The sequence below is a fragment of the Flavobacterium sp. GCM10022190 genome (assembly GCF_042656445.1).
Lineage (GTDB): Bacteria > Bacteroidota > Bacteroidia > Flavobacteriales > Flavobacteriaceae > Flavobacterium > Flavobacterium nitratireducens.
The window spans coordinates 864,527-888,492 of sequence record NZ_JBHSOQ010000001.1 but is presented as its reverse complement, the minus strand read 5'-3'; the positions used below and the strand labels follow the sequence as shown (position 1 = coordinate 888,492).

Genomic DNA, 23,966 nt, shown 5'->3' with positions numbered 1-23,966 from the left:
ACGTTTCTATGAAACATTTCCTTAAATTTGCTACCGTTATTAAAAATTTATAGTTATAAAAATCCAACTATGTTACAAATTGCATTTATTAGAGAGAATCAAGAAAAAGTAATCCAAGCTTTGGCCAAAAGAAATCTGGATGCCAAAACAGTGGTGGAAGAAGTAGTAGAACTTGATGAGCGTCGTCGTGCTACGCAAGTAGAATTAGACAACATCCTAGCTGAATCTAATAAATTGTCCAAAGACATAGGAGAGCTAATGAAAGCGGGAGAAAAAGCTAAAGCTGCTCTATTAAAAGAAAAAACAGTAAGCAACAAAGAACGAAGCAAACAATTAGCAGAAGCGGCTGATACAATCGCTGCCGAACTAACCGAAAAACTATACACATTACCTAATTTACCAGCTAACATTGTTCCTGAAGGAAAATCAGCCGATGACAACCTAAATGTGTTTCAAGCAGGTGAAATCCCAGTTTTACACGAAGGAGCACAACCACACTGGGAATTGGTAAAAAAATACGATATCATCGATTTCGAATTAGGAAATAAAATCACTGGAGCTGGCTTCCCAGTTTACAAAGGAAAAGGTGCTCGTTTACAACGTGCCTTAATCAATTATTTCTTAGACAAAAATACTGCTGCAGGTTATAACGAAGTGCAAGTACCGCATTTAGTAAACGAAGCTTCAGGTTATGGAACGGGACAATTACCAGATAAAGAAGGACAAATGTATCATGCAGGTGTTGACAATTTATATTTAATCCCTACGGCTGAAGTACCGGTAACTAACTTGTTCAGAGATGTGATTTTAAACGAAAGTGAATTGCCTATCTTAACAACGGCTTACACGCCATGTTTCCGTCGTGAAGCAGGTTCTTATGGAGCACACGTAAGAGGATTAAACCGTTTGCATCAATTTGACAAGGTAGAAATTGTCCGTATCGAGCACCCTGAAAAGTCTTATGAAGCATTAGACGGAATGGTCGAACACGTAAAAGAAATCTTGAACGAATTGAAATTACCTTACCGTATTTTACGCCTTTGTGGTGGCGACATGGGATTCACTTCAGCCTTAACTTATGATTTCGAAGTATTCTCAACCGCTCAAGACCGTTGGCTAGAAATTTCATCCGTTTCTAACTTTGAAACATTCCAAGCTAATCGTTTGAAATTGCGTTTTAAAGACAAAGAGGGGAAAAACCATCTGGCTCACACCCTAAATGGAAGTTCATTGGCTTTACCACGTGTATTAGCAGGCATCATTGAAAATTACCAGACTCCAGAAGGAATTGTAATCCCAGAAGTTTTACGTCCTTACTGCGGATTTGATATCATCAATTAATTCTGTTTGAACAGAATTAATTCTTAATAACCATTAAGAAGTTAAGGAACATTAAGCTTAATAAACTTAATTTCTTAATGGTTTAAAGAAAAAAGAAATTTTTCAAATTTAATTTCAAACCTTATCTGGTTATGAAAAAGCTCTTTCTTTATATCAATTTGTTATTCTCGCTGTTTGCTATTGGTCAAAACGAACAATTAGCACAGTATTATTACGACAAAGGAGATTTTGAAAAAGCCAAAGTAAGTTTTGAAGAATTACTTGCTAATATTCCTCAAAACAATCAATATTTTCTAAGAACAATTGATTGTTATCAGCAATTAAAACAATTTGACATCGCTGAAAAAGCCATCCAAAACCGATTGACTAAATACAATTTAACTAGCCTTTTAGTCGAATTAGGTTATAACTTTCAATTGCAAAAAAACGACGAAAAAGCCAAAATCTATTACGAACAAGCGATTGATCGGATTCGTAAAAACCCCAATGAAGTATACGGCATAGCCAATGCTTTTGAAAAAAAAGTACAATTAGAATACGCCTTAAAAGCCTACCAAACAGCTACTGAAATCCAACCTAATTTTAATTTTAATTACCAACAAGGATTACTCTATGGTCAACTGGGTGATTTTGACAAAATGATTACTACATTTTTAGAAGAAGCCTATACAAATCCTCAAAATTCAATTGTAATTCAAAATCAATTTTCACGATTTATAACCGAAGAAGCTGATAATTCCTTTAGTGACGCTCTTAGAAAAGCTTTAATCCTAAAAGTTCAAAAGAATCAGGATTTGTTTTGGAATCGGTATTTGAGTTGGTTTTATGTCCAACAAAAAGAATTTGGAAAAGCCTTTATTCAAGAAAAAGCTATTTACAAACGTAATCCCGAATCACTCTCGTCGATATTAAATCTGGCCAATTTAGCCATTGAAGAAGATGATCAAGAAGTAGCCAAAGAGATTTTAGATTTTGTTATTTTAAACACCAAAGATTTAGATTTACTAGTTCAAGCTCATAGTTACTTAATTAACTTAAAAATCAAAAAAGCTACTGAAAAAGAATACGCGACTATTAACACCGAAATAGAAGCCCTACTCAAAGAATTTGAAATAAGCCCTTTTACCCTATCTTTGCAGCTCGTTCAAGCTAACTTTGTAACCTTTAATTTAAAGAAACCAGAGCAAGGAAAGGACATCATCAAAAGAGCTTTGGAATTGCAATTAAACAAGTACGAAGTAGCGCAAGCTAAAATGAAATTGGCCGACATTTTCCTTTTCGAAGAAAAATTCAATCAAGCTTTATTATATTATTCACAAATTGAAACCGATTTAAAAAACGATGCAGTAGCGCATGAAGCCAGTTTGAAAGCCGCTAAAACGAGCTATTTTAAAGGCGATTTTCCTTGGGCACTAAAACAATTTAAAGAATTAAAAGCCGCAAATACACAGCTGATTGCCAATGATGCCTTGGAGTATTTTTTATTGATTAATGACAACACCGTTGCCGATTCGACACAAACAGCCTTAAAGGAATTTGCCAAAGGCGATTATTTAATCTATCAAAACAGAAATCAAGAAGCCATTACGCAGTTTCAATTGATTTTAAAAAATTTCAAAGGGCAAGACTCGAGGGTTATGCCGGAACAGGCGAAGCAAATCGAAGCTGTAACCCAATTGCGACTGGGCCAACTTTATGAAAAAACCGGCGAATACAATTTGGCTTTAAGCCAATATCAAGCGATTATAGACCATCATAGCGATGGAATTTATGTAGACGAAGCGCTCTTTTTTTCGGGAGAAATTTACAGTAAAAAAATAAACGATGCTGAAAAAGCCAAGTCGCTGTTTGAAAAAATTATCTTTAATCATCAGGACAGTATCTACTTTGTAGAAGCCCGAAAGCGATTTAGAGAGTTAAGAGGAGACAAAAATTTATAAAAATGTTAATCGGTTAGTCGTTGATTCGGTTAACCAAATAAACCAACAAATGATTATATACAACGTTACTACAAATATTCACGAAAGTGTTCACGACCAATGGATGATTTGGATGCAACACAAACACATCCCTGAAATGTTAGCAACTGGAAAATTTACAAATGCCAAATTAGTTCGTGTTTTAGTAGAAGAAGAAATGGGCGGAGTGACTTACTCAGCTCAATTTACAACCGATAGTTTAGCAACCTTAGAAAAATTCTACCAGGAAAATGAGGCTGTATTTCAGGCTGAAGGTCAAAAACTTTTTGGAGAAAAAATGCTGACATTTAAAACTGAATTACAGTTGATTTCGGAACACTAATTCTGGTTTTCAATTACATGTTCACAGTTAAAAAACACTTAGTGTCTTTGCGCCTTCGTGGCATAATAATTTAAAATAGTGAGATTGCTTCGTGCCTCGCAACAAAAAATTACTGAAATAAATTCAGCATAAAATGGATAAAGTAAAAGCAAAAAAACACCTCGGACAACATTTCTTAAAAGACGAAAGTATCGCTGCAGCTATTGCCGACACATTAAGTTTACAAGGATATGAAGACGTACTGGAAATAGGGCCAGGAATGGGTGTTCTAACCAAATACCTTTTGGACAAACCCATTACTACCTATGTAATTGAAATTGATACGGAATCGGTGGATTATTTAAATGCACATTATCCAAAATTACACGGCAAAATTATTTCTCAGGATTTTCTAAAATACAATATCAACGAAGTTTTTAGCAACAAACCATTTGCTATCATAGGAAACTTCCCTTATAACATTTCTACCCAAATCGTTTTTAGAGTATTAGAATTCAAAGCGCAAATTCCTGAATTTTCAGGTATGTTTCAAAAAGAAGTAGCCGAACGCATTTGCGAAAAAAAAGGCAGCAAGGCTTACGGAATTTTATCGGTATTAGCCCAAGCTTTTTACGATACCGAATATCTTTTTACAGTTGATGAAAACGTATTTAACCCACCTCCAAAAGTAAAATCAGGAGTAATGCGAATGCGTAGAAAAGAAGATTATAGCTTACCATGTGGCGAAAAATTATTCTTTACAGTGGTAAAAACTGCTTTTCAACAACGACGCAAAACCTTACGTAACAGTTTAAAAACACTCGATTTATCGGATAATTTAAGAGAAGATAGTATCTTTGACCTCCGTCCGGAACAATTGGACGTTGCACAATTTATCGAACTTACTCAAAAAATAGAAGCCGATGGAATTTAAAATCAGCAAAGACTTAATTCTCGAACTCAAACAGCACATTGCAAATCATCAGGACAAGGAATTAGAATCCTTACTGAATGACATGCACCATGCTGATATTGCCGAGATTTTAGACGAGCTTGATTTTGATGAAGCCACCTATATTTTTAAAGTTCTAGATTCCGAAAAAACAGCAGAAATTCTTCTAGAATTAGAAGATGATTTACGTGAAAATATCTTGAGTCGCCTTTCGGCCAAAGAAATTGCAGAGGAATTAGACGAGCTCGACACCGATGATGCCGCTGATATCATTGCCGAGCTTTCCCAATCCAAAAAAGAAGAGGTAATCTCAGAATTAGAAGACTTAGAACACGCTAAAGACATCATCGACTTATTGCGTTATGATGAAGATACCGCAGGGGGTTTGATGGGGAAAGAGTTAGTAAAAGTCAATGAAAACTGGAACGTACTAACCTGTGTTAAAGAAATGCGTGCTCAAGCAGAAAATGTTTCTAGAGTACATTCTATATATGTAGTTGATGATCAAAATCGATTAAAAGGACGATTATCACTCAAAGATTTATTAACCACATCCACAAAAGCACAAATCTCCGAAATTTACATCAAAAACGTTACCTCTGTAAGTGTTGATGCCGAAGATGTGGAAGTAGCAAGAATCATGCAAAAATACGACTTGGAGGCTATTCCAGTAATTGATGCCATGGGTCGATTAGTGGGCCGAATTACCATTGATGATATTATTGACGTAATCCGTGAAGAAGCTGATAAAGATTACCAATTAGCAGCGGGTATCTCTCAAGACGTAGAAGCCGATGATAGCATTCTTGAATTGACTAAAGCACGATTACCTTGGTTAGTTTTAGCACTTTTAGGAGGATTCATAACCGTAAGGGTACTGGGATTGTTTGAAGGCGCTATGGCCGAGCACGGTAAATTATTCTTTTTTACACCCTTAATTGCTGCAATGGCAGGGAATGTTGGTGTACAATCCTCAGCTATTATCGTTCAGGGTTTAGCCAATGATACTTTGAGCGGATCCCTATTTAATAGATTGATAAAAGAAATTTCACAAAGTTTGTTAAGTGGTTCCATATTAGCATTTATATTATTTGTTGGAAGTTATCTTATTTTAAACGAACCTGTAATCATTGGATTTGTAATTTGTACTGCCTTGATTTCAGTAATTATAATTGCATCTTTAATCGGTACATTTGTACCATTATTACTGGATAAATTTGGAATTGACCCTGCTCTCGCAACAGGTCCATTTATCACAACGAGTAATGACATTTGCGGAATCTTAATCTATTTTTCAATTGCAAAATTGATTTTAGGATTTTAAATATTTACAATACCAAAATCACTTTTTAATATCGAATTCATAAATTTTAGAAAATGAAAGTACACATAATAGGAGGAGGTAATCTAGGTTCGGCCATTGCATTAGGAATGGCAAAAACGACTAGTGAACACCAAATTACAGTTACAAGAAGAAATACCGCTAGCATCCTTTATTTAGAAAAATTAGGCGTTACGGTTACTACCGACAACAAACACAACATCCAGGAGGCTGATGTTATCATCTTAACGATAAAACCTTATCAGGTGGAAACGGTTTTAAAAGAAATCCTTCCGGTGATATCTAATAAAACGATTGCTTCGGCTGTAACAGGATTATCAACTGAAGCTTTGCAGAAGAAAATTGGACCAAACCATCAAGCAGTTCGTATTATGCCTAATATTGCGGCTCAATATGCAGCATCAGCAACCTGTATTGCCTTTGATGAAAAACATGCAGCCGAAGGACAAAAACTAGTTACCATTTTTGAATCACTTGGAACAGCACCTGTTATTGACGAAAAATTAATGGATGCTGCCACAGTTTTAGCTGCTAGTGGAACCGCTTTTGCCTTGCGTTATATTAGAGCTTCTATGCAGGCAGGAATCGAAATAGGTTTTGACTGGAAAACAGCATTAGCAATTTCAGCACAAACTGTAAAAGGAGCTGCCGAAATGGTAATGGAAGAACAAATGCACCCGGAACAATTAATTGACCGTGTAACTACACCACAAGGTTGCACAATTACAGGATTGAGCGAAATGGAATCACATGGCTTCAGTTCGTCTATCATCCGCGGAATTAAAGCAGCCGTTAAGAAAATTAAAGATCTTTAAAATTTTAGTTTAAAAAAAGGCCTCCCAAAAAAAAATGAGAGGCCCTTTCCACTAATATAAAAAAACAACTATTCTTTCTTCTTGGCTTTCAAAGCCATATTGTTATCATCTATATCCTGACCAAAATCAGGCATACCGTCCTTTGTCCATCTCAACACTCTAGCACGAGTATGACGATTAGGATCAGACAAAGCATCTCCTTGTATCTTTTCATAATCGCGGGCATGATAAATCATAATATCTGTTTTCCCATCTTCACTTAAAGTAAAACAATTATGCCCTGGTCCGTAACGTTTAAAATTTTCATTGGTAAAGAAAACAGGTTGGCCTAATTTGTGCCAAGAAGCAGGATCTAATAAGTCGGCGCCTTCATTTGCCCAAAGCAAACCTAGACAATAGGTCGCATCAGTAGCACTAGCTGAAAAAGTCATAAATACTTTGCCGTTTTTCACCAATACCGCCGGTCCTTCATTCACTTTATAAGTATGCATTTCCCAATCATAATCAGGCTGACTAATAACCACTTGTTTTTCATCAACCGTTGTTGGGCTTGTCATTTTTGCAATGTATAAACTAGTATTTACTACATTTCCAGGACCTCTATCCACCCAAACCAAGTAACGTTGCCCTTTTAGTTCAAAAGTGGTAGCATCTAATGCAAAAATATCTTTATTGGTTTTCAATTGACCTTCTTCTTTCCACTCTCCTTTTGTTGGATCTTCAGAAGGATTAGACAAAGCATACATACGTATTTTCCATATATCTTCGGCTGAACCCGCAGCAAAATATATATACCATTTACCCTCAATACGATGCAACTCAGGAGCCCAAATATGATGACCCATAGGACCTGAATTGTGTTTACGCCATACAACTACCGGTTTTGCTTGTTTAATACCATTAATCGTTTTTGAACTTCGAATTTCAATTCGGTCATATTCAGGAGCAGTTGCAATAAAATAATAAATCCCCTCTGGTGTTTTTGTCACAAAAGGATCGGCACGCTGCAAAGCTATAGGATTCTCAAATTGGTTCTTTTTAAGTTTTTGAGCATAGCTATTTATTCCCAAAATAATGAAACTAAAAACTACACAAATACGTAAAAATTGTAAAGATAAATTCATGATAATCTTCTAAAAAGCGAAACAATAATTTTAAATGTAAAATATACATTTATTAAAAAGATTGTAAATATAATGTATTTAATGTTTCATTTTTTGAAAATTTAAAAATTAACAAAAAAAGCTTTTTTTAGACTTATTTAAAATGTAAAAATAGTAATGCAAATTATTGATAATCATGTATTTTATCGATTAAAAAAGCACGATATCGAAAACCCTAAAAGTTCCTTTTATAAAACTAAAAAATACTGTAATTTTATAACAAAGAGAGCCCAATCTACTTTTGACTTTTCTATTTAATGGTTTACTGGAGTTACTAACACTAAATAAGCATTATTATGAAAAAGTTATTCAACATGTTTTACGACAAAATCTCACGCTTTTTATTCGGAGACGAAACTATGGTGAGATATTAAACCAATACCACAAAAAAAACCGCAGCTTATGTAAAAAATTACTTTTTAGGTTTTTGATTAATTCAACAGAAAACCATTTCTGATTTTGTTTAAAATCAGAAATGGTTTTTTTGTTATTTTTGATTCCTCAATAGAAAAGGAATTATGAGCATCAAAATACTTCACATCGATAGCAACCATCCTGTTTTACTTCAACAATTACAGGAAGCCGGTTTTGAAAACCATGAAGATTTCAAATCATCAAAAGAAGCTATCGAAGCCAAGATAAAGGATTACCACGGCATAGTGATTCGAAGTCGTTTTAAGATTGACAAAAACTTCATTGACAAAGCTACAAATTTGCAATTTATTGCTCGTGTAGGAGCTGGTTTAGAAAGTATTAACTGTGATTATGCTTCTTCAAAAAACATAGCCTTGATTGCGGCTCCTGAAGGGAATCGCAATGCAGTTGCTGAACATTCTCTAGGTATGCTATTATCGCTATTTAATAATTTGAATCGTGCCGATCGAGAAATTCGCGCAGGACATTGGAATCGAGAAAGCAACCGCGGACATGAATTAGATGGAAAAACGGTTGGAATTATTGGTTATGGCAACATGGGAAAATGGTTTGCTAAGAAATTGAGAGGTTTTGATGTTGAAGTACTTTGTTATGACATTAAAGATAACGTGGGTGATGAAAACGCCAAACAGGTTTCTTTAACCGAATTACAACAAAAAACAGACGTTTTAAGTTTGCACCTTCCTTGGACTCCAGAAACTGATAAAATGGTCAATACTGCCTTTATTAACGCTTTTGCAAAAGCATTCTGGATACTTAATACCTCAAGAGGAAAAAACATCGTTACAGCCGACTTAGTGGAAGCCCTTCAATCCAAGAAGATATTAGGAGCAGGACTAGATGTTTTAGAATATGAGAAACTTTCCTTCGAAACATTATTTCAAGATAAAAATACACCCGAAGCCTTTCAGTATTTATTAGAAGCCGATAATGTATTATTATCTCCCCATGTAGCGGGATGGACATTTGAAAGTCATGAACGACTAGCACAAACAATAGTTGATAAAATCAAAGCTTTGTATTCCAAATAAAACAGAAACACACTGTATTTAAGGAATTTATATTTCCGAATTACAAAATAATTTCATAAATTTAGTAATTGATAATCACTAAATTATGGGATTATGGAAAATTCAAAATACGAACACTGGAATCAACCGCAAGCATTTGAAGAAGACAATAAAAGAATTGCCGCTGGCATACTAGCCATTATTTTAGGACCTTTTGGTATCCATAAATTTTTATTAGGCTATACTAAAGAAGGTATAATTTGGCTATTTCTAAGTTTGATTAGTTTTGCTACACTAACAGGCTTATTAGGACTTATAGAAGGCATCATTTATTTGACTAAATCAGATGAAGAATTTATAAAAACCTATCAAATAGGTCGAAAACCTTGGTTTTAAGAATTAAGATTAACCATAAACAAAAAACCGCTGATTAGCAGAATTGAGAATTAATTTGCTAATCAGCGGTTGTGTGATATATGTACTATTATGATTAAGGAAACTTATTCCCCTTTTTCACTTAATTTCTTTTCTAATTCCGCTTGAAATTCTTCCATAACAGGCTTCATCGTACTTTCTGGAATATCCGCAATTCGGATATACATTAAACCATCAATAGCATTATTAAATAACGGATCGACATTGAAAGCCACTACTCTTGCGTTTTGTTTGATGTATTTTTTAATTAATACTGGCAAACGAAGTACTCCAGGCTCTAACTCATCAATAATCTTATCAAATTTATTCAAATCGGCTTCTGTTTCATTGAAAATAAAATCCTTATCGGCATCCTTCAATTTAACTTTATATGCTTTTTTAGGATGAATGTACTGCGCAATATACGGATCATAATAATTGGACTTCATAAACTCAATCATCAATGATTTAGAAAAATCCGAAAATTGATTGCTTATACTTACTCCACCAATCAGATATTTATGCTCTGGAAAACGCAAAGTAGTATGAATAATTCCTTTCCAGAGTAAAAACAAAGGCATTGGTTTTTGCTGATATTCTTTGATAATAAAAGCACGTCCCATTTCGATAGAATGGTGCATGGTTTCAAACAATTCTGGTTCAAAACGGAACAATTCATTCAGATAGAAACCTTCAATACCATATTTAGTATAAATTTCTCCTCCTAATCCCATTCGATAAGCACCTGCAATTTTTTGCGCCTCATCATCCCATAAGAAAAGATGGTGATAGTATTTATCAAATTTATCCAAATCAATAGATTCGTTAGTCCCTTCTCCTACTTCTCTAAAAGTAATTTCTCGTAAGCGACCTATCTCATGTAAAATACTAGGAATCCTATTTGCTTCTGTAAAAAAGACTTCATAATTCTTGCTCTGAAGCAATCGGCAATCGGTATTTCTTAAGGCATTTACTTCAGCAATAATCTTATCTTGATTTGCAGGAGTAGCAATTTCTTTTGGATTCTTAGTAATTTTTAGATTAGGTGTAGTAATCAATTTACTTTCTTTTTCAAATGGATTCGCTAACATATAGGTTTTCTTTCTCAAGAATTCCGAATAGGCATCAATATTTTCGTATTCATTTTGTTCAGCAACCGAAATCGGTTTACCAATTCTCACCTTAATCACGCGGTTCTTTTGACTAAACAATTCCGAAGGCAATTTGGCCGTACGTAAAGTACCACTGATTTTAGAAAGCAAATAAAACAGATTACTGTTTTTAGCATGGAAATAAATAGGAACAACCGGTACTTGGGCTTTTCGAATCACCTTAATAGCCCCTTCTTCCCAAGGCTTATCCACTATCAGTTGACCATCTTTGTAACTAGAAACTTCTCCTGCCGGAAACATCCCAAGAGGCTTTCCATCACTTAAATGACGTAACGTTTCTTTTATACCTAAAACACTAGATTTTTTATCCTTATGATTTTCAAAAGGATTAACTGGCATTATATATTGTTTTAAAGGCTCAATACGATGCAATAGAAAATTAGCAATAATCTTAAAATTAGGCTCTTTTTCAAGCATTAATTTCAACAACAAAATCCCATCTATCCCTCCAAGTGGATGATTCGATATGGTAATGTAAGCGCCATCTTTAGGCAAACGCTTGTAATCTTCTTCTGGTATTTCAAATTTTATTTGTAAATCATCTACAATTCCATTTAAAAAATCGATTTCTTTTAAATGTTTGTTACGATTATACACTTTATTTAGTGTAGAAATTTTGAGCACTTTCATCAATAGCCACCCGGAAAAAGTCCCTAAGACCCCGTATTTCTCAACATTTATTGCTTTTGCAACTTCTTTAGCGGTAACTAAACCCATTTATATTTTTCTTTTTTGAGCGAAAAACAAAGATAGAAAAAAACTCCATTATCCGACTATATGCCGAATTTGATTTTAATATTTACCAATAGTCCCTTATATTTTTTAGTATTTTTGGAAATCTAAAAAATAAAAAAATGAGGATTTTATCGTATAATGTCAATGGCATTCGAGCCGCTATTACAAAAGGTTTTATCAATTGGTTAGAACAAGCTAAACCCGATGTGGTTTGTCTTCAGGAAATTAAGGCAACTCCGGACCAACTCCCTTTAATGGATTTTGAAATGGCGGGTTACCCATACCATTATTGGTTTCCTGCTACCAAAAAAGGCTATAGTGGTGTTGCTATTTTATCTAAAACAAAACCAAAAAATGTAGTTTATGGCACAGGAATTGAGCACATGGACTTCGAAGGACGAAATATTCGTGTCGATTTTGAGGATTTTTCAGTGATGAGTTTGTATTTGCCTTCGGGAACAAATATTGAAAGATTGAATCATAAGTTCATGTTTATGGACGATTTCCAAAATTATATTAATGATTTGAAAAATGAAATCCCTAACCTCATCATTTGTGGTGATTACAATATTTGTCACGAAGCCATTGATATTCACGACCCAATAAGAAACGCTAAAGTTTCTGGTTTTCTTCCTGAAGAACGTGCATGGCTAGACGGTTTCTTGAAAAATGGCTTTATAGACAGTTTCCGATTTTTAAACAAAGAACCTGGTAATTATTCTTGGTGGACGGTACGCGTAAAAACCGCAAGAGCCGAAAATAAAGGTTGGCGTATTGATTATTGTTTGGTTAGTGAACCTTTAAAAGAAAAGATCAAAAGAGCACTAATTTTACCAGAAGCAAAACATTCTGACCATTGCCCCGTTCTTGTAGATATAGAATAAAAAACAATTGCAATAGCAATGACAATGTGAAAAAACATTTAGGTTCAAATAAAATTAAATAACATGATAAAAAAAATTTCAATAGGACTATTAGTTCTAGCGCTTTCAACCTCTTGTGTTTCTAAAAAAATATATACCGACTTAGAAAACAAATACAATGATCTTAAAAAAGAAAACGGTAACTTATCCGATGAAAACGAGTCTTTGCTAAAAGCGAAAAACCAATTGGAATTAGATCGTGATGCTTTAAAAAATGAATTAAGCAAAATCAAATCAGAACGTGACAAACTAACTGCCGATCAAAAAGCATTAAATGAAAAAATTGCTCGCCTTCAAGAATCCTACAATGCTTTAGAGAAAAACAGCAATGATGCTTTGCAATCTAACATGAAAAAGAATCGCGACTTATTAGCCGAATTAGAAGCCAAACAAAAAGCATTATCGATCGAACAGGAACGTTTAAGCAAAAGTGCGCAACGTTTAAATGAATTAGAGGAAATGATTGCCGCTAAAGAAGCAGCAATGCGAAAATTAAAAGAAACCTTATCTAAAGCTTTAAATGGTTTTGAAGGCAAAGGTTTGACAGTAGAACAAAAAAACGGAAAAGTATATGTTTCTATGGAAAACAAACTACTTTTCAACTCAGGAAGCTGGGCGGTAAGTTCTGAAGGTAAAAAAGCAGTAGTAGAACTTGGAAAGGTATTAGGCGAAAACCCAGATATTGCCGTACTTATTGAAGGTCACACCGACAATGATCCTTACGGAGGTTCAGGACCAATTGCGGACAACTGGGATTTATCGACTAAAAGAGCCACTGCTATTGTAGCTATATTAAGCGAAAACAAAGCCATCAACAAAAAGAATCTGACTGCTGCCGGTCGTGGAGAGTTTTCACCATTAGCCACGAATGAAACTGCTGAAGGGAAAGCAAAAAACCGCAGAATCGAAATTATTCTAACACCAAAACTAGATGAAATTGCCGAAATGTTGAACGAAATCAACTAAAACGCATTAAATAAAAGTTAAAAAGCTTCGAAGAACACCTTCGAAGCTTTTTTGATTAAAGTTCTTCCTTAAATCCTTTGTAACTTTATCTTTTAAATTTTATAAATTCTAAAATGAAATACACTACACTACCCAATACTGACATAAAAGTGAGCAAAATATGCCTTGGCACAATGACTTTTGGCGAACAAAACTCGGAAGCTGAGGGTCATGCCCAAATGGATTATGCTGTGGCAAACGGTGTCAACTTTTTTGATACAGCCGAAATGTATTCGGTTCCAGCCCGTCAAGAAACCTATGGAAGTACCGAGAAAATCTTGGGAAGCTGGTTTAAGAAAACCGGCAAAAGAGACGAAATTGTTTTGGCTACCAAAATTGCAGGACCCAATCCGAATTTCACCTATATGCGTGAGAAAAATGATTTTTCTCCTGCCAGCATTAAATTTGCTTTAGACCAAAGTTTGCAACGTTTACAAACCGATTATATCGATTTGTACCAACTCCACTGGCCAGAACGCAAAACCAATTTCTTTGGAAAACGAGGTTTTGAAAGTCAGGAAGACGGCTGGGAAGACAACATTCATGAAGTTTTAGAATCGTTAGAAAGTTTTATCAAAGCAGGTAAAATCAAACATATCGGACTTTCAAATGAAACACCTTGGGGAATTATGCGTTTTCTGAACGAGAGTAAATACAACCATTTACCCAAAATCAGTACGATACAAAATCCTTTTTCATTACTAAATCGTCAGTTTGAAGTGGGTTCTGCCGAAATTTGTATACGTGAAAACGTAGGGCTATTTGCTTACTCGCCATTGGCTTTTGGAGTGCTTTCAGGGAAATTCTTAACAGGCGAAAGTCATCCTAATGCACGTATCAAATTGTTCCCACAATTTTCAAGATACAATAGTTCTCAATGCAACGAAGCAACGCAACGCTATAGTGAAATTGCTAAAAAACACGGAATTTCTTTGGCACAAATGGCTTTGGCTTTTGTAAACCAACAGGCATTTGTAACCAGTAATATTATTGGAGCGACTACTTTGGAACAATTAAAGGAAAACATTGGTTCCATTGATCTTGTTTTATCCGACGAAATTATCGCAGAAATCAATGCAGTTCATGCGGTGATTCCTGATCCTGCACCATAATTATTAAACCGCAAAGTTTTTTAAGTTTTTCGCAAAGAAAACTAAGGTATATTTTAAATAAACCATTAAGAAGTTAAGCTTCATTAAGTTAAACCTTAATAACCTAAATTTCTTAATGGTTTTTTATCAATAAGACTTTCAACTTTAACTCCTTAGTATTTAAACTAAAACTCAAATTCATCATTCATTTTCAAAGAATCTACCACTGTAGTATCTTTCACTTTAATACGAAGTAGCGATTTAGCAGGTCCAGACAAAACAGTTTGCTGTGATTTGTAAATAGTATCATCCACGGTAAGCAAACCACGTTTAATCATCAGATTGGTTAAAAAAGAAACCTGATTCATCGCCGATTCTTTCAGATTCCCTTCTTCATTAAACAAATACATAAACTTCTTCGGACTTGGAATCACTCTTGCTAAGAACAAACATTCGTTAAAAGTCAAATCGGCTGGTGTTTTCTGGAAATAATACTGCGCTGCTTCGCCTATTCCATACACATTTGGCCCCCATTCGATAATATTGAAATACACTTCCAGCATGCGTTCTTTGCTCACAATTCGGTTGTTTTCCAAGATGTAAACCAATAGAATTTCTTCTAATTTTCGAGACAAGGTTTTCTCTCTGGTTAGAAAAACATTCTTGATTAACTGCATGCTAATGGTACTCGCTCCACGAGAAAACTTCTTCGTTCGAATATTTTTTACAATAGACTGCTTAAAAGCCTCATTGATAAAACCATGATGATTAAAGAAAGAAGGATCTTCGGTAGTCAGCACACATTTTTGTAAATAGGGCGAAATCTGATCCAGTGGCGTATAATTCGCATTGGCTGCCCCCACTAAAACAGGACGTTGCAATACTCCGTTGATAATAGCACGGTAAATAAATTCGCCATTCAATTTATTCAAATTGGCTTCACCATACTTTGTAATTCTAAGATTTTCTTTTCGTAGATTGCTATTAAAAACCAAGGCATTTGGTTTATTTTTATTGTATTCAAAATCCAGTTTATAATCGAAAGTTCCTTCGGCTTCCATTCCTTGAAAATGCGTAAACAAACCATCCGGAAGCGATGTGATAAAATCTTGTGCTTTTGTTTTTGGGATATTGATTTTGAGTTTATAAATGGTATCTTCTTCCGTTTCATAAGCCAAATACGGATGGAATTTCACCTTATTGAATTGTACAGTCGAACTACTATCCACCGAAACAAAATCAGAACCTAAAAGGAATCGGTAATCAAAACGAGCATTCTTAATCAGCACATCTTTTTTAGCAATTTTAGCATGATTGATTTTCAAATTAGCGATCGAGGCAAAACCATCAATGTGGAGTTCCCCCATACTTTTATCTAAATTGTCAACATTTAAACGAATGGAATCAAAACTAGAAATGAGATTATAGCGTTCATCAAAATAAGGTATTTTGATTGCTCCAGTATCTATATTAAATAATCGAATATCGGCACGTTTGTTTCTTGGATCAGCAAAACCTTTTATTTTCCAGCGCTGCGCAAAAGTGTTCGTTTTGACCTGAATAGAAGTTTCTAATTCTTTATTAGACAACACTAATTTCTGAATATCAATTCTGGCTTTTTTACCGTTATCATCCAGTTTAAAGCTTAAGTTCTCGACATTCATATCCGTTGGAATGAGATTCAATACTCTAGAAATAATTCGGTAAGCAAAAGCCGCATAATCTCTTTTATCCGTTGATTTTTCTTCGTCTTTATCTCTTTTTAAAAAGGCTTCAAAATTCTTGACTTTCCCTTTTTTTGTCAGTTGGATATAACCCTTACTAATTTCCAAAGTTCCTAATTGAACATCTCCAACCAATAATTTCCAAAGATTAACCGAAGTTTTGATTTTATGAATCGAAAAAAGAGTATCCGCATGATTAGGAACCAAAGTCACATCGGTAAAATGAACTCCAGATAATCCATCAAAACCCGCTTCTTTAACCAAAAATTGACTTCCATAATCGACTTCCATTTTATGAGCTGTTTTGGCTATAATTTGTTGCAAAAGCGCTTCTCTAAAACTAAAAATCCCAATAGCAGCCAACGCAATTATGACGAACACTATTTTAAAACCTAAGACTATTTTTTGTTTACGGCTTCTCATTATTACAGAAACATATTTTGGAAAAAAGCTAAAATAGTAACTTTTTCACTTTTATCAGGAATCTTAACTTAAAGTTTAAAAAATGATAAATAGCAATCTGTTATTTGGAGGAAATAATCATTTGAATTTTTGACCAAGTCCAACACAATGCATTGAAATATAGCTAATTTAAAAAAAATATCGTAACTTGGAGGTAACTAACCCAAACTTAAAAAGTCATGAAAAAATCAATTTTACATACACTAGGCTTAACAACAATAGCAGCGCTTATCTTGTTTTCGTGCCATGAAAAAAGAAATGATTTAGTGGATTCCTGGAAAATAACCAACGTAGAAGCTAAAACAACCCTTTCAGATTCTATTAAAAATGAAATCTTAACTAAAGGGACACTAACTTTTACGAAAGACGGCCATGTAGACGGTTTTTTAGAAGGCGAAATCAATAATGGAACTTTTGCCTTAACCAAAAAAGGAAAAAACCTGACCATTAAAGATGAAACAGGCACTCCCTATCCTTACGACTGTATGATTACAGATGACCAAGTGGTTCTGGAAAATGAGGATATGAAAATAACGCTTGTTAAAAAATAATTCACTAAAACTTAAAATTCAATTCTGAGTCCAATCTGGTTAGCACTAGCTAATAGTGTTGTTCTGGGTTCTGTTCTATAGTGATTAGTCAAACTTTTATTACACAATCCCAATGCCGTTTTTATTTTTTTGGGATATCCAATTTTTACTGGAATAGATGCAACTATCATCGCACCTCCTATCAAAGCCATTGTCATATCAGTTCGCTCTGATTGTACCGATGGATAATTTCCATTTCCGGGATACGATACTGTTGTATTATCAGTATGCATTCCTATTAAAAGATTGGTTGTAACGAGTCCTAATCCACCGTAAAAAAGAACATTCCCCCAGGTTTTTTTACTTCTTCCAGAATTGTATAACGACAAAGCCTCTTCATTCATCGCTAACAATTTTCTTACTCCTTCTGGACTTATTTTCTGATTTTCAACGTTATACACTGTTCCTCCACTACCATATTTAAGCTGTTGAGAAAATCCAACAATTGAAATTAAAAACAATAGTACTACGAAATTTCTTTTCATTTCTTTACAATTTACATGAATAAACCAATATTAGTCTTATTAGCAGCAGTAAACAATACCCACTTTTAGTGATGTTTTATTAAAATGTTTTCAAGTAAAAAAAGAATCCTTTGCAACTCTAAAAAAACCAAATATTAATGAGAAATTTGTATTCTGAAAAATGAAGAGCAAAATGACACAAATTAGCATTTTAGGTTGTGGATGGTTAGGACTTCCTTTGGCGAAAGCCTTATTAGAAAAAGGCTATTCAGTAAAAGGTTCCACTACAACTATCGATAAAAAAGAATTACTAGAAAATGCTGGTATAACGCATTATCCCATTGCGTTAGAAGTCGAAAATTTCTCATCTCCAGTTGATGCCTTTTTGGACGGAAGTCAAACATTGATCATTGCTATTCCTCCCAAATTAAGAGGGAAAAACAAAGATTATTCGGATGCTCCAAACACTTCCTTTGTTCAAAAAATTAAAAACCTATTGCCATTTATCGAAAAAGCTTCGGTAAAAAATGTACTCTTCATCAGTTCGACAGCAGTGTATGGCGAAGGAAATGAAACAATTGATGAAAACTCCATTCCCAATCCTGTAACGGAAAGTGGAAAACAATTGTTGGAAATTGAACAACTATTACTTTCTAATACTCATTTTAAAACTACTATTTTGCGTTTTGGAGGTTTAATAGGTCCCGATAGAAATCCAGCTCGATTCCTAGCTGGAAAAGAAAATATTCCTAATCCAGATGCGCCTGTCAATTTGATTCATTTGGAAGATTGCATTGGCATTATCCATAAAATTATAACTACTAATTGCTGGAATACAACGTTGAATGCGGCATCTCCTTTTCACCCAAGCCGAAAAGTCTATTACACAGAAAAAGCCCTAGACGAAAACTTAGTACCGCCCTCTTTTAATGAGGAAGCCCCATCGGTAGGGAAAACAATTTTATCAGAACATCTCATAAAAGTTTTAGATTACACCTTCAAAAAACCTCAATTATAGTGATTACTAAAGTTAAAAATGCAGTTTCAACTCGGGTAAATGCTATAGGACTTCCTATGTTAGCCCTTATTTGGGTAGGATTCTTTTGGGGAACTACTTGGATTGCATCCAAGGAAGGAGTACGTTACATACCTGGAATTCAGATGGCTGCCATCCGACAATTTATAGCCGGTTTGTTGTACATACTCTATCTAATTTTTACGAAATCTCCTTGGCCAAAAGGAAAACAATGGAAAACCATAGTGATTCTGGCCATTCTTAATTTTACGATGAGTAACGGATTGAGTACCGCAGGAGTAAAATACATCAGTAGTGGATTAGGAGCTATAATTGCCGCTATCTTCCCCATTTGGATTGTAATTATATCGTATTTTAGAGGAGAAAAAATTGCTAAACTAGCCGTAACAGGTGTATTCGTTTGTTTTGGTGGTGTTTGTGTTATTTTTTACGAATACCTAGCCGATTTTCTAAGACCTGATTTCCAATTGGGAATTTTTCTTTCGGTAGTAGCTACCATAACCTGGGCTTTTGGTACTTTGTACACCAAGAAAAAAGCCGCCTCTTATAATCCCTATTTCAGTATTGGATTTCAAATGCTTATTTCGAGTATTCTACTATTTGCTTATAACGGTGCCACAGGAATTTCAGTCAATTTAAACGAAATCCCTTTAAACACTTGGCTGGCAATAGCCTATCTAGTTATTGTAGGTTCACTGATTACTTTTACGGTTTTCATTTATTCTTTGCAACATCTTCCACCAGAGATGAGCAGTCTTTATGCCTACATGAATCCTGTGGTTGCGGTACTTTTAGGTTCGATAATTTTTGGCGAAACTTTGAGTATTTCAATAGCTATTGGAGGAATTGTAACCTTATTTGGTTTGTATTTAGTGAACAAATCTTTACGTAAAAGCAAAAAGAAGACCAACATTTTAATCAAATAAAGCTTCCTGATTTCCAACACAGTTTTTGTACTTTTGCAAAAAAAATTCATGAAATCTGCATTATACAAATACCGAATATTCATTGGTATCTTTATTATTTTTTCGGCTATTACACTTACTCTTTTTTACAATGCTTTAAAACCGCAAAAAACACTTCCTATTTACAATCCAGCCGATGTGAATCCGGAATTGGTAGACAGCACGGTACAATATGTAAGCAAATACCATACGATTGCTGATTTTTCATTTACCAATCAAAACGGAAAAACCGTCACCCAAAAAGATTATGAAGGCAAAATTTACGTAGCTGATTTTTTCTTCACTACCTGCGGTACCATTTGCCCTAAAATGACTTCCAATTTGGAGGAAGTTCAAAAAGCCATTATTAATAATCCGAAAGTAATGCTGCTTTCGCATACCGTTTTCCCAGAAGTAGACACAGTAGAAGCCTTAAAAGCCTATGCAATAAAACATGGTGTTGTAGATAGTAAATGGAACTTGGTTACTGGCGATAAAAAAGAAATTTATGCCATGGCCAGAAAATCCTATTTGGCGGTAAAATTGGGCAAACCAAGCGAATTGTACGATATGGTTCACACCGAAAACTTTGTACTTGTAGATGCAAAAAGAAGAGTTCGTGGTTTTTATGACGGTACTAAAAAAGAAGACATTCAAAAACTTATTGAAGATATTAATTTCTTAAGTAAAGAAAAAGAATCTAATTAAATCATAAAACTGACTATAATCATTTCAGTTAACAATTTAATCTGTATTTTTGCAATCTTAATTCAATCTAAATAAGCCTTGCGTACCACTATACATTCCTTAAAGAAAAGTCAAAAAGCCATTATCAAAGATTTTGATATTGACATTATCCCTTTAAAGTTACTTGAAATGGGTTGCTTACCGGGAAATACTGTCGAATTACTTCAGATTGCCCCTTTTGGTGATCCTTTGTATTTAGATGTCAACGGTTCACACGTGGCCATTAGAGTGGAAACAGCCAAAGAAATTGAAGTTGAACTTATCAATACTACGCTTTAATGATGCATCAAAATATTAACGTAGCATTAATTGGTAATCCTAACGTAGGTAAAACTTCGGTTTTTAACCAATTGACGGGTTTGAATCAACAAGTAGGAAACTACCCTGGAATTACTGTTGAAAAAAAGATAGGTTTTTGCAAATTAAACCATAACATCAAAGCTAACATTCTGGATTTACCAGGAACTTACAGCCTAAACGCCAGTTCAATTGACGAAAATGTTGTAATTGAAATGTTATTAAACAAAAATGATAAGTTATATCCCGATGTCGCCCTTGTGGTTACGGATGTGGAAAATTTAAAAAGAAACTTATTGCTTTTTACTCAAATAAAAGACCTTGAAATTCCAACCATTTTAGTGATTAACATGGCTGACCGTATGGAAAGCAAAGGGATTTCGCTAAACATTCCTTTCTTAGAAGAACAATTAAAAACTAAAATCGCCTTAATTAGTTCGCGAAAAGGACAAGGAATTGAAGAATTAAAAGAACTAATTGTTAGCTACAAATCGATTACAACGGAGCCTTGTTTAAATGCTTCGGTAATTGACAAAGAATATTTTACCAACTTACAAAAGGCCTTTCCGGATCAATTGTTATACAAACTTTGGTTAGTAATTACCCAAGATGTAAACTTTTTGAATTTAGAGCGAAAAGAAATCAAAAGTTCGTTTACCAAATCACATACCGAACTAAAACGTTTACAACAAAAAGAGACCATAAAACGCTACCAATTTATCAATGACGTACTAAAAGAAGGATTAACGGTAGATAAAAGCATTGCTAAAGATTTCCGTTCCAAATTAGACCGCGTTTTAACCCATAAAATTTGGGGATACGTCATCTTTTTTGCAATTCTTTTCATTATTTTCCAGTCGATTTTCAACTGGTCTTCGGTTCCTATGGATTTCATTGACAGCACATTTGCTAGTTTAAGCACAATGGCTGCTGAGCAACTTCCTGCTGGTATTTTAACCGATTTGATTTCGCAAGGAATTATACCCGGCATCGGTGGAATCCTGATTTTTATTCCGCAAATTGCCTTCTTATTCCTTTTTATATCCATCCTAGAAGAAAGCGGCTACATGAGTCGTGTGGTTTTTATTATGGATAAAATTATGCGCCGTTTTGGATTATCAGGAAAAAGTGTCGTGCCTTTAATTTCTGGGACAGCCTGTGCTATTCCGGCGATTATGGCAACCCGAAATATCGAAAACTGGAAAGAACGTTTAATCACGATTCTGGTAACGCCGTTTACCACCTGTTCGGCCCGTTTACCCGTTTATGCTATTATTATAGCTTTGGTTATCCCAGACAATCGTGTTTTTGGTTTTTTAAACCTTCAAGGGCTTACACTAATGTTATTGTATCTTTTAGGTTTTGGAATGGCAATATTATCGGCTTATATCCTTAACAAAGTAATGAAAGTAAGCGGTAAAACATTTTTTGTGGTCGAAATGCCTAATTACAAATTGCCTTTGTTTAAAAACGTAGCCATTAACGTAATCGAAAAAACCAAAGCATTTATCTCTGGTGCTGGAAAAATCATTTTAGCTATTTCTATTATTCTATGGTTTTTAGCTTCTTACGGTCCTGGAGAAAAATTTAAAGATGCCGAAAAAATTATCAGTTCGCAAACAGTAAACAAAACGATTTCTGAAACCGAATTAAACAATAAAATTGCAGCTTACAAACTGGAGAACTCCTACATTGGTATCATGGGTAAAAGCATTGAACCTGTAATTGCACCTTTAGGCTACGACTGGAAAATAGGAATTGCTATCATCAGTTCGTTTGCCGCTCGAGAAGTATTTGTGGGAACCTTAGCCACTATTTACAGTGTAGGCGGAACGGAGAATGAAACCACCATAAAAAACAAAATGCAATCGGAAGTACATCCGGTTACGGGAGTAAAAATATTTAATTTTGCCTCTGGAATTTCACTATTGTTATTCTATGCCTTTGCTATGCAATGTGCCAGTACGCTTGCCATTACAAAAAAGGAAACCAACAATTGGAAATGGCCTTTAGGACAGCTTATTTTTATGAGTAGTTTTGCTTATCTTACTGCTTTGATTGCTTATCAACTATTAAAATAAAAATCGATGTTTCAGGAAATCATTGCCTTTTTAATCCTTGGAATTGCTGTAGTATATCTTTTTAAAAAGTTCTTTTTGAAGAAGAAAAAGAAAGATAAAAACTGCGGTGGTGATGATTGCGGATGTCATTAAAAAAATGACTTATGTGGTAATTTTTAATAACCATATAAGTCATTTAAGTTTTTTGTATTCTTAAAAAAATAATTTAAGTCAATATAAGTTGAGAATATCTAACTCAACTTCACAAAAAGGTTACTTGCAATCTTATTCGAAATATTAAGGTGATTCGCATCAACTTTTATTCGAAGAGACAAATCAAAACTTTCTTTACCTATAATTTCAATCGAAGAACCTAAAGCAATTCCTTGCTTATCCAAGTACTTTAAAAAATCTGAAGAAGTATCTTTTACGCCTACGCAAATACCTTTCTGTCCTTCTGCTAAATCCGAGAGCAATTGCTTGTCGATTTTAGGGAGTTGACCTTGAGCATTAGGGATAGGATCACCGTGCGGATCTTCGGTAGGATTCCCCAGAAAATCATCTAAACTATTAATTAATTTCTCTGATTTGATATGTTCCAATTGTTCGGCGATATCATGTACCTCATCCCAGGAAAAACCTAATTTTTCAACCAAAAACACTTCCCAAAGACGGTGTTTTCTAACAATCATTTTGGCTTCTAATTTACCTTTATTGGTAAGCGTAACACCTTGGTATTTTTTATAGTTTACCAAATCCTTTTCGGCTAATTTCTTAAGCATATCTGTTACCGAAGACGCTTTGGTCTCCATCACTTCGGCAATAGCGTTAGTACTTACACCCGAAGTAGAAACGACAGTTAAGTGATAAATTGCTTTAAGGTAATTCTCTTCTGAAAAAGTCATTTGATTTATGATTGCAGATTAACGATTTTTGATTTTCACACTACAATGTGAACTTTGTG

Annotated in this window: 23 protein-coding genes; 18 read left to right on the top strand and 5 right to left on the bottom strand. The window is 34.4% G+C overall.

All coding sequences use genetic code 11. From position 1 onward, the window contains the following. Positions 1-69: 69 nt before the first annotated feature. The 6 genes from serS to proC all read left to right on the top strand — a co-directional run bounded on the left by serS (position 70) and on the right by proC (position 6,730). Positions 70-1,341 carry a serine--tRNA ligase gene (serS, locus tag ACFPTQ_RS03760; protein ID WP_379774043.1) on the top strand — a complete coding sequence of 424 codons (1,272 nt, stop codon included), beginning with the start codon at positions 70-72 and terminating at the stop codon, positions 1,339-1,341. A 131-nt stretch (positions 1,342-1,472) separates the two neighbouring features. Then, positions 1,473-3,281, top strand: a complete 1,809-nt coding sequence (locus ACFPTQ_RS03755; RefSeq protein WP_379774041.1) for a tetratricopeptide repeat protein — start codon at positions 1,473-1,475, stop codon at positions 3,279-3,281. Positions 3,282-3,330: 49 nt separating this feature from the next. Next, on the top strand, positions 3,331-3,642 hold the full coding sequence (locus ACFPTQ_RS03750; RefSeq protein WP_055094966.1) for a DUF4286 family protein: 312 nt from the start codon (positions 3,331-3,333) through the stop codon (positions 3,640-3,642). 133 nt (positions 3,643-3,775) lie between these two features. Continuing rightward, positions 3,776-4,555, top strand: a complete 780-nt coding sequence (gene rsmA, locus ACFPTQ_RS03745; protein WP_379774038.1) for a 16S rRNA (adenine(1518)-N(6)/adenine(1519)-N(6))-dimethyltransferase RsmA — start codon at positions 3,776-3,778, stop codon at positions 4,553-4,555. After that, a complete protein-coding gene (gene mgtE / locus ACFPTQ_RS03740) occupies positions 4,545-5,897 on the top strand; it encodes a magnesium transporter (RefSeq protein ID WP_379774036.1) in 1,353 nt (450 codons plus the stop codon). The genes rsmA and mgtE overlap by 11 nt, the downstream gene beginning before the upstream one ends. Before the next feature lie 53 nt (positions 5,898-5,950). Next, entirely contained in the window at positions 5,951-6,730 is a 780-nt protein-coding gene (gene proC, locus ACFPTQ_RS03735) for a pyrroline-5-carboxylate reductase (protein WP_278034371.1), read from the top strand. Between the two features lie 68 nt (positions 6,731-6,798). Here proC and ACFPTQ_RS03730 read toward each other — a convergent pair whose 3' ends face one another. Then, positions 6,799-7,854 carry a family 43 glycosylhydrolase gene (locus ACFPTQ_RS03730; protein ID WP_379774034.1) on the bottom strand — a complete coding sequence of 352 codons (1,056 nt, stop codon included), beginning with the start codon at positions 7,852-7,854 and terminating at the stop codon, positions 6,799-6,801. 557 nt (positions 7,855-8,411) lie between these two features. Between ACFPTQ_RS03730 and ACFPTQ_RS03725 the strand changes: the two genes are divergently transcribed. Both ACFPTQ_RS03725 and ACFPTQ_RS03720 read left to right on the top strand, forming a co-directional pair. Continuing rightward, on the top strand, positions 8,412-9,359 hold the full coding sequence (locus ACFPTQ_RS03725) for a 2-hydroxyacid dehydrogenase (RefSeq protein WP_379774031.1): 948 nt from the start codon (positions 8,412-8,414) through the stop codon (positions 9,357-9,359). A gap of 93 nt (positions 9,360-9,452) precedes the next feature. Further along, positions 9,453-9,734 carry a TM2 domain-containing protein gene (locus ACFPTQ_RS03720; RefSeq protein WP_278034374.1) on the top strand — a complete coding sequence of 94 codons (282 nt, stop codon included), beginning with the start codon at positions 9,453-9,455 and terminating at the stop codon, positions 9,732-9,734. A 104-nt stretch (positions 9,735-9,838) separates the two neighbouring features. Here ACFPTQ_RS03720 and ACFPTQ_RS03715 read toward each other — a convergent pair whose 3' ends face one another. Next, complete coding sequence (locus ACFPTQ_RS03715) at positions 9,839-11,641, bottom strand: GNAT family N-acyltransferase (protein ID WP_379774027.1); 1,803 nt, start codon at positions 11,639-11,641, stop codon at positions 9,839-9,841. A gap of 137 nt (positions 11,642-11,778) precedes the next feature. Between ACFPTQ_RS03715 and ACFPTQ_RS03710 the strand changes: the two genes are divergently transcribed. The 3 genes from ACFPTQ_RS03710 (at position 11,779) to ACFPTQ_RS03700 (ending at position 14,699) form a co-directional block, all read left to right on the top strand. Next, complete coding sequence (locus tag ACFPTQ_RS03710) at positions 11,779-12,543, top strand: exodeoxyribonuclease III (protein WP_379774024.1); 765 nt, start codon at positions 11,779-11,781, stop codon at positions 12,541-12,543. A gap of 63 nt (positions 12,544-12,606) precedes the next feature. Next, positions 12,607-13,548 carry an OmpA/MotB family protein gene (locus tag ACFPTQ_RS03705; protein ID WP_379774021.1) on the top strand — a complete coding sequence of 314 codons (942 nt, stop codon included), beginning with the start codon at positions 12,607-12,609 and terminating at the stop codon, positions 13,546-13,548. Between the two features lie 113 nt (positions 13,549-13,661). Beyond that, the gene (locus tag ACFPTQ_RS03700; RefSeq protein ID WP_379774018.1) at positions 13,662-14,699 is read left to right on the top strand and encodes an NADP(H)-dependent aldo-keto reductase; all 1,038 of its coding nucleotides are present in this window, start codon (positions 13,662-13,664) and stop codon (positions 14,697-14,699) included. 164 nt (positions 14,700-14,863) lie between these two features. On the opposite strand, the gene ACFPTQ_RS03695 is transcribed toward ACFPTQ_RS03700, so the two are convergent. Continuing rightward, complete coding sequence (locus ACFPTQ_RS03695; RefSeq protein ID WP_379774016.1) at positions 14,864-16,825, bottom strand: transglycosylase domain-containing protein; 1,962 nt, start codon at positions 16,823-16,825, stop codon at positions 14,864-14,866. Positions 16,826-17,043: 218 nt separating this feature from the next. Between ACFPTQ_RS03695 and ACFPTQ_RS03690 the strand changes: the two genes are divergently transcribed. Continuing rightward, positions 17,044-17,415, top strand: a complete 372-nt coding sequence (locus ACFPTQ_RS03690; protein WP_379774013.1) for a hypothetical protein — start codon at positions 17,044-17,046, stop codon at positions 17,413-17,415. 11 nt (positions 17,416-17,426) lie between these two features. Here ACFPTQ_RS03690 and ACFPTQ_RS03685 read toward each other — a convergent pair whose 3' ends face one another. Further along, positions 17,427-17,939 (bottom strand): hypothetical protein, encoded by a 513-nt coding sequence (locus tag ACFPTQ_RS03685; RefSeq protein ID WP_379774011.1) that lies wholly within the window; start codon positions 17,937-17,939, stop codon positions 17,427-17,429. 172 nt (positions 17,940-18,111) lie between these two features. Between ACFPTQ_RS03685 and ACFPTQ_RS03680 the strand changes: the two genes are divergently transcribed. The 6 genes from ACFPTQ_RS03680 (at position 18,112) to ACFPTQ_RS03655 (ending at position 23,155) form a co-directional block, all read left to right on the top strand. Next, positions 18,112-18,936, top strand: a complete 825-nt coding sequence (locus ACFPTQ_RS03680; RefSeq protein WP_379774008.1) for an NAD-dependent epimerase/dehydratase family protein — start codon at positions 18,112-18,114, stop codon at positions 18,934-18,936. Then, a complete protein-coding gene (locus ACFPTQ_RS03675; protein ID WP_379774006.1) occupies positions 18,936-19,880 on the top strand; it encodes a DMT family transporter in 945 nt (314 codons plus the stop codon). The genes ACFPTQ_RS03680 and ACFPTQ_RS03675 overlap by 1 nt, the downstream gene beginning before the upstream one ends. A 48-nt stretch (positions 19,881-19,928) precedes the next feature. After that, entirely contained in the window at positions 19,929-20,606 is a 678-nt protein-coding gene (locus ACFPTQ_RS03670) for an SCO family protein (RefSeq protein ID WP_379774004.1), read from the top strand. A gap of 78 nt (positions 20,607-20,684) precedes the next feature. Continuing rightward, on the top strand, positions 20,685-20,924 hold the full coding sequence (locus tag ACFPTQ_RS03665; RefSeq protein WP_278034384.1) for a FeoA family protein: 240 nt from the start codon (positions 20,685-20,687) through the stop codon (positions 20,922-20,924). Beyond that, positions 20,924-23,023, top strand: coding sequence for a ferrous iron transport protein B (feoB, locus tag ACFPTQ_RS03660; protein WP_379774001.1), 2,100 nt, complete (start codon positions 20,924-20,926; stop codon positions 23,021-23,023). The genes ACFPTQ_RS03665 and feoB overlap by 1 nt, the downstream gene beginning before the upstream one ends. 6 nt (positions 23,024-23,029) lie before the next feature. Then, positions 23,030-23,155, top strand: coding sequence for a FeoB-associated Cys-rich membrane protein (locus ACFPTQ_RS03655; protein ID WP_379773998.1), 126 nt, complete (start codon positions 23,030-23,032; stop codon positions 23,153-23,155). A 98-nt stretch (positions 23,156-23,253) separates the two neighbouring features. On the opposite strand, the gene ACFPTQ_RS03650 is transcribed toward ACFPTQ_RS03655, so the two are convergent. After that, on the bottom strand, positions 23,254-23,907 hold the full coding sequence (locus ACFPTQ_RS03650; RefSeq protein ID WP_379773995.1) for a metal-dependent transcriptional regulator: 654 nt from the start codon (positions 23,905-23,907) through the stop codon (positions 23,254-23,256). Positions 23,908-23,966: the final 59 nt, after the last annotated feature.

What these genes read in the sequence shown, in the direction of transcription:
- ACFPTQ_RS03720 (WP_278034374.1), top strand. Translation starts at nt 9,453, where the DNA reads ATGGAAAATTCAAAATACGAACACTGGAATCAACCGCAAGCATTTGAA.
- ACFPTQ_RS03705 (WP_379774021.1), top strand. Translation starts at nt 12,607, where the DNA reads ATGATAAAAAAAATTTCAATAGGACTATTAGTTCTAGCGCTTTCAACC.
- ACFPTQ_RS03655 (WP_379773998.1), top strand. Translation starts at nt 23,030, where the DNA reads ATGTTTCAGGAAATCATTGCCTTTTTAATCCTTGGAATTGCTGTAGTA.
- mgtE (WP_379774036.1), top strand. Translation starts at nt 4,545, where the DNA reads ATGGAATTTAAAATCAGCAAAGACTTAATTCTCGAACTCAAACAGCAC.
- ACFPTQ_RS03715 (WP_379774027.1), bottom strand. Translation starts at nt 11,641, where the DNA reads ATGGGTTTAGTTACCGCTAAAGAAGTTGCAAAAGCAATAAATGTTGAG.
- ACFPTQ_RS03670 (WP_379774004.1), top strand. Translation starts at nt 19,929, where the DNA reads ATGAAATCTGCATTATACAAATACCGAATATTCATTGGTATCTTTATT.
- ACFPTQ_RS03650 (WP_379773995.1), bottom strand. Translation starts at nt 23,907, where the DNA reads ATGACTTTTTCAGAAGAGAATTACCTTAAAGCAATTTATCACTTAACT.
- ACFPTQ_RS03730 (WP_379774034.1), bottom strand. Translation starts at nt 7,854, where the DNA reads ATGAATTTATCTTTACAATTTTTACGTATTTGTGTAGTTTTTAGTTTC.
- rsmA (WP_379774038.1), top strand. Translation starts at nt 3,776, where the DNA reads ATGGATAAAGTAAAAGCAAAAAAACACCTCGGACAACATTTCTTAAAA.
- proC (WP_278034371.1), top strand. Translation starts at nt 5,951, where the DNA reads ATGAAAGTACACATAATAGGAGGAGGTAATCTAGGTTCGGCCATTGCA.
- ACFPTQ_RS03710 (WP_379774024.1), top strand. Translation starts at nt 11,779, where the DNA reads ATGAGGATTTTATCGTATAATGTCAATGGCATTCGAGCCGCTATTACA.
- ACFPTQ_RS03695 (WP_379774016.1), bottom strand. Translation starts at nt 16,825, where the DNA reads ATGAGAAGCCGTAAACAAAAAATAGTCTTAGGTTTTAAAATAGTGTTC.
- ACFPTQ_RS03725 (WP_379774031.1), top strand. Translation starts at nt 8,412, where the DNA reads ATGAGCATCAAAATACTTCACATCGATAGCAACCATCCTGTTTTACTT.
- ACFPTQ_RS03680 (WP_379774008.1), top strand. Translation starts at nt 18,112, where the DNA reads ATGACACAAATTAGCATTTTAGGTTGTGGATGGTTAGGACTTCCTTTG.
- feoB (WP_379774001.1), top strand. Translation starts at nt 20,924, where the DNA reads ATGATGCATCAAAATATTAACGTAGCATTAATTGGTAATCCTAACGTA.
- ACFPTQ_RS03755 (WP_379774041.1), top strand. Translation starts at nt 1,473, where the DNA reads ATGAAAAAGCTCTTTCTTTATATCAATTTGTTATTCTCGCTGTTTGCT.
- ACFPTQ_RS03685 (WP_379774011.1), bottom strand. Translation starts at nt 17,939, where the DNA reads ATGAAAAGAAATTTCGTAGTACTATTGTTTTTAATTTCAATTGTTGGA.
- ACFPTQ_RS03750 (WP_055094966.1), top strand. Translation starts at nt 3,331, where the DNA reads ATGATTATATACAACGTTACTACAAATATTCACGAAAGTGTTCACGAC.
- ACFPTQ_RS03690 (WP_379774013.1), top strand. Translation starts at nt 17,044, where the DNA reads ATGAAAAAATCAATTTTACATACACTAGGCTTAACAACAATAGCAGCG.
- ACFPTQ_RS03700 (WP_379774018.1), top strand. Translation starts at nt 13,662, where the DNA reads ATGAAATACACTACACTACCCAATACTGACATAAAAGTGAGCAAAATA.
- serS (WP_379774043.1), top strand. Translation starts at nt 70, where the DNA reads ATGTTACAAATTGCATTTATTAGAGAGAATCAAGAAAAAGTAATCCAA.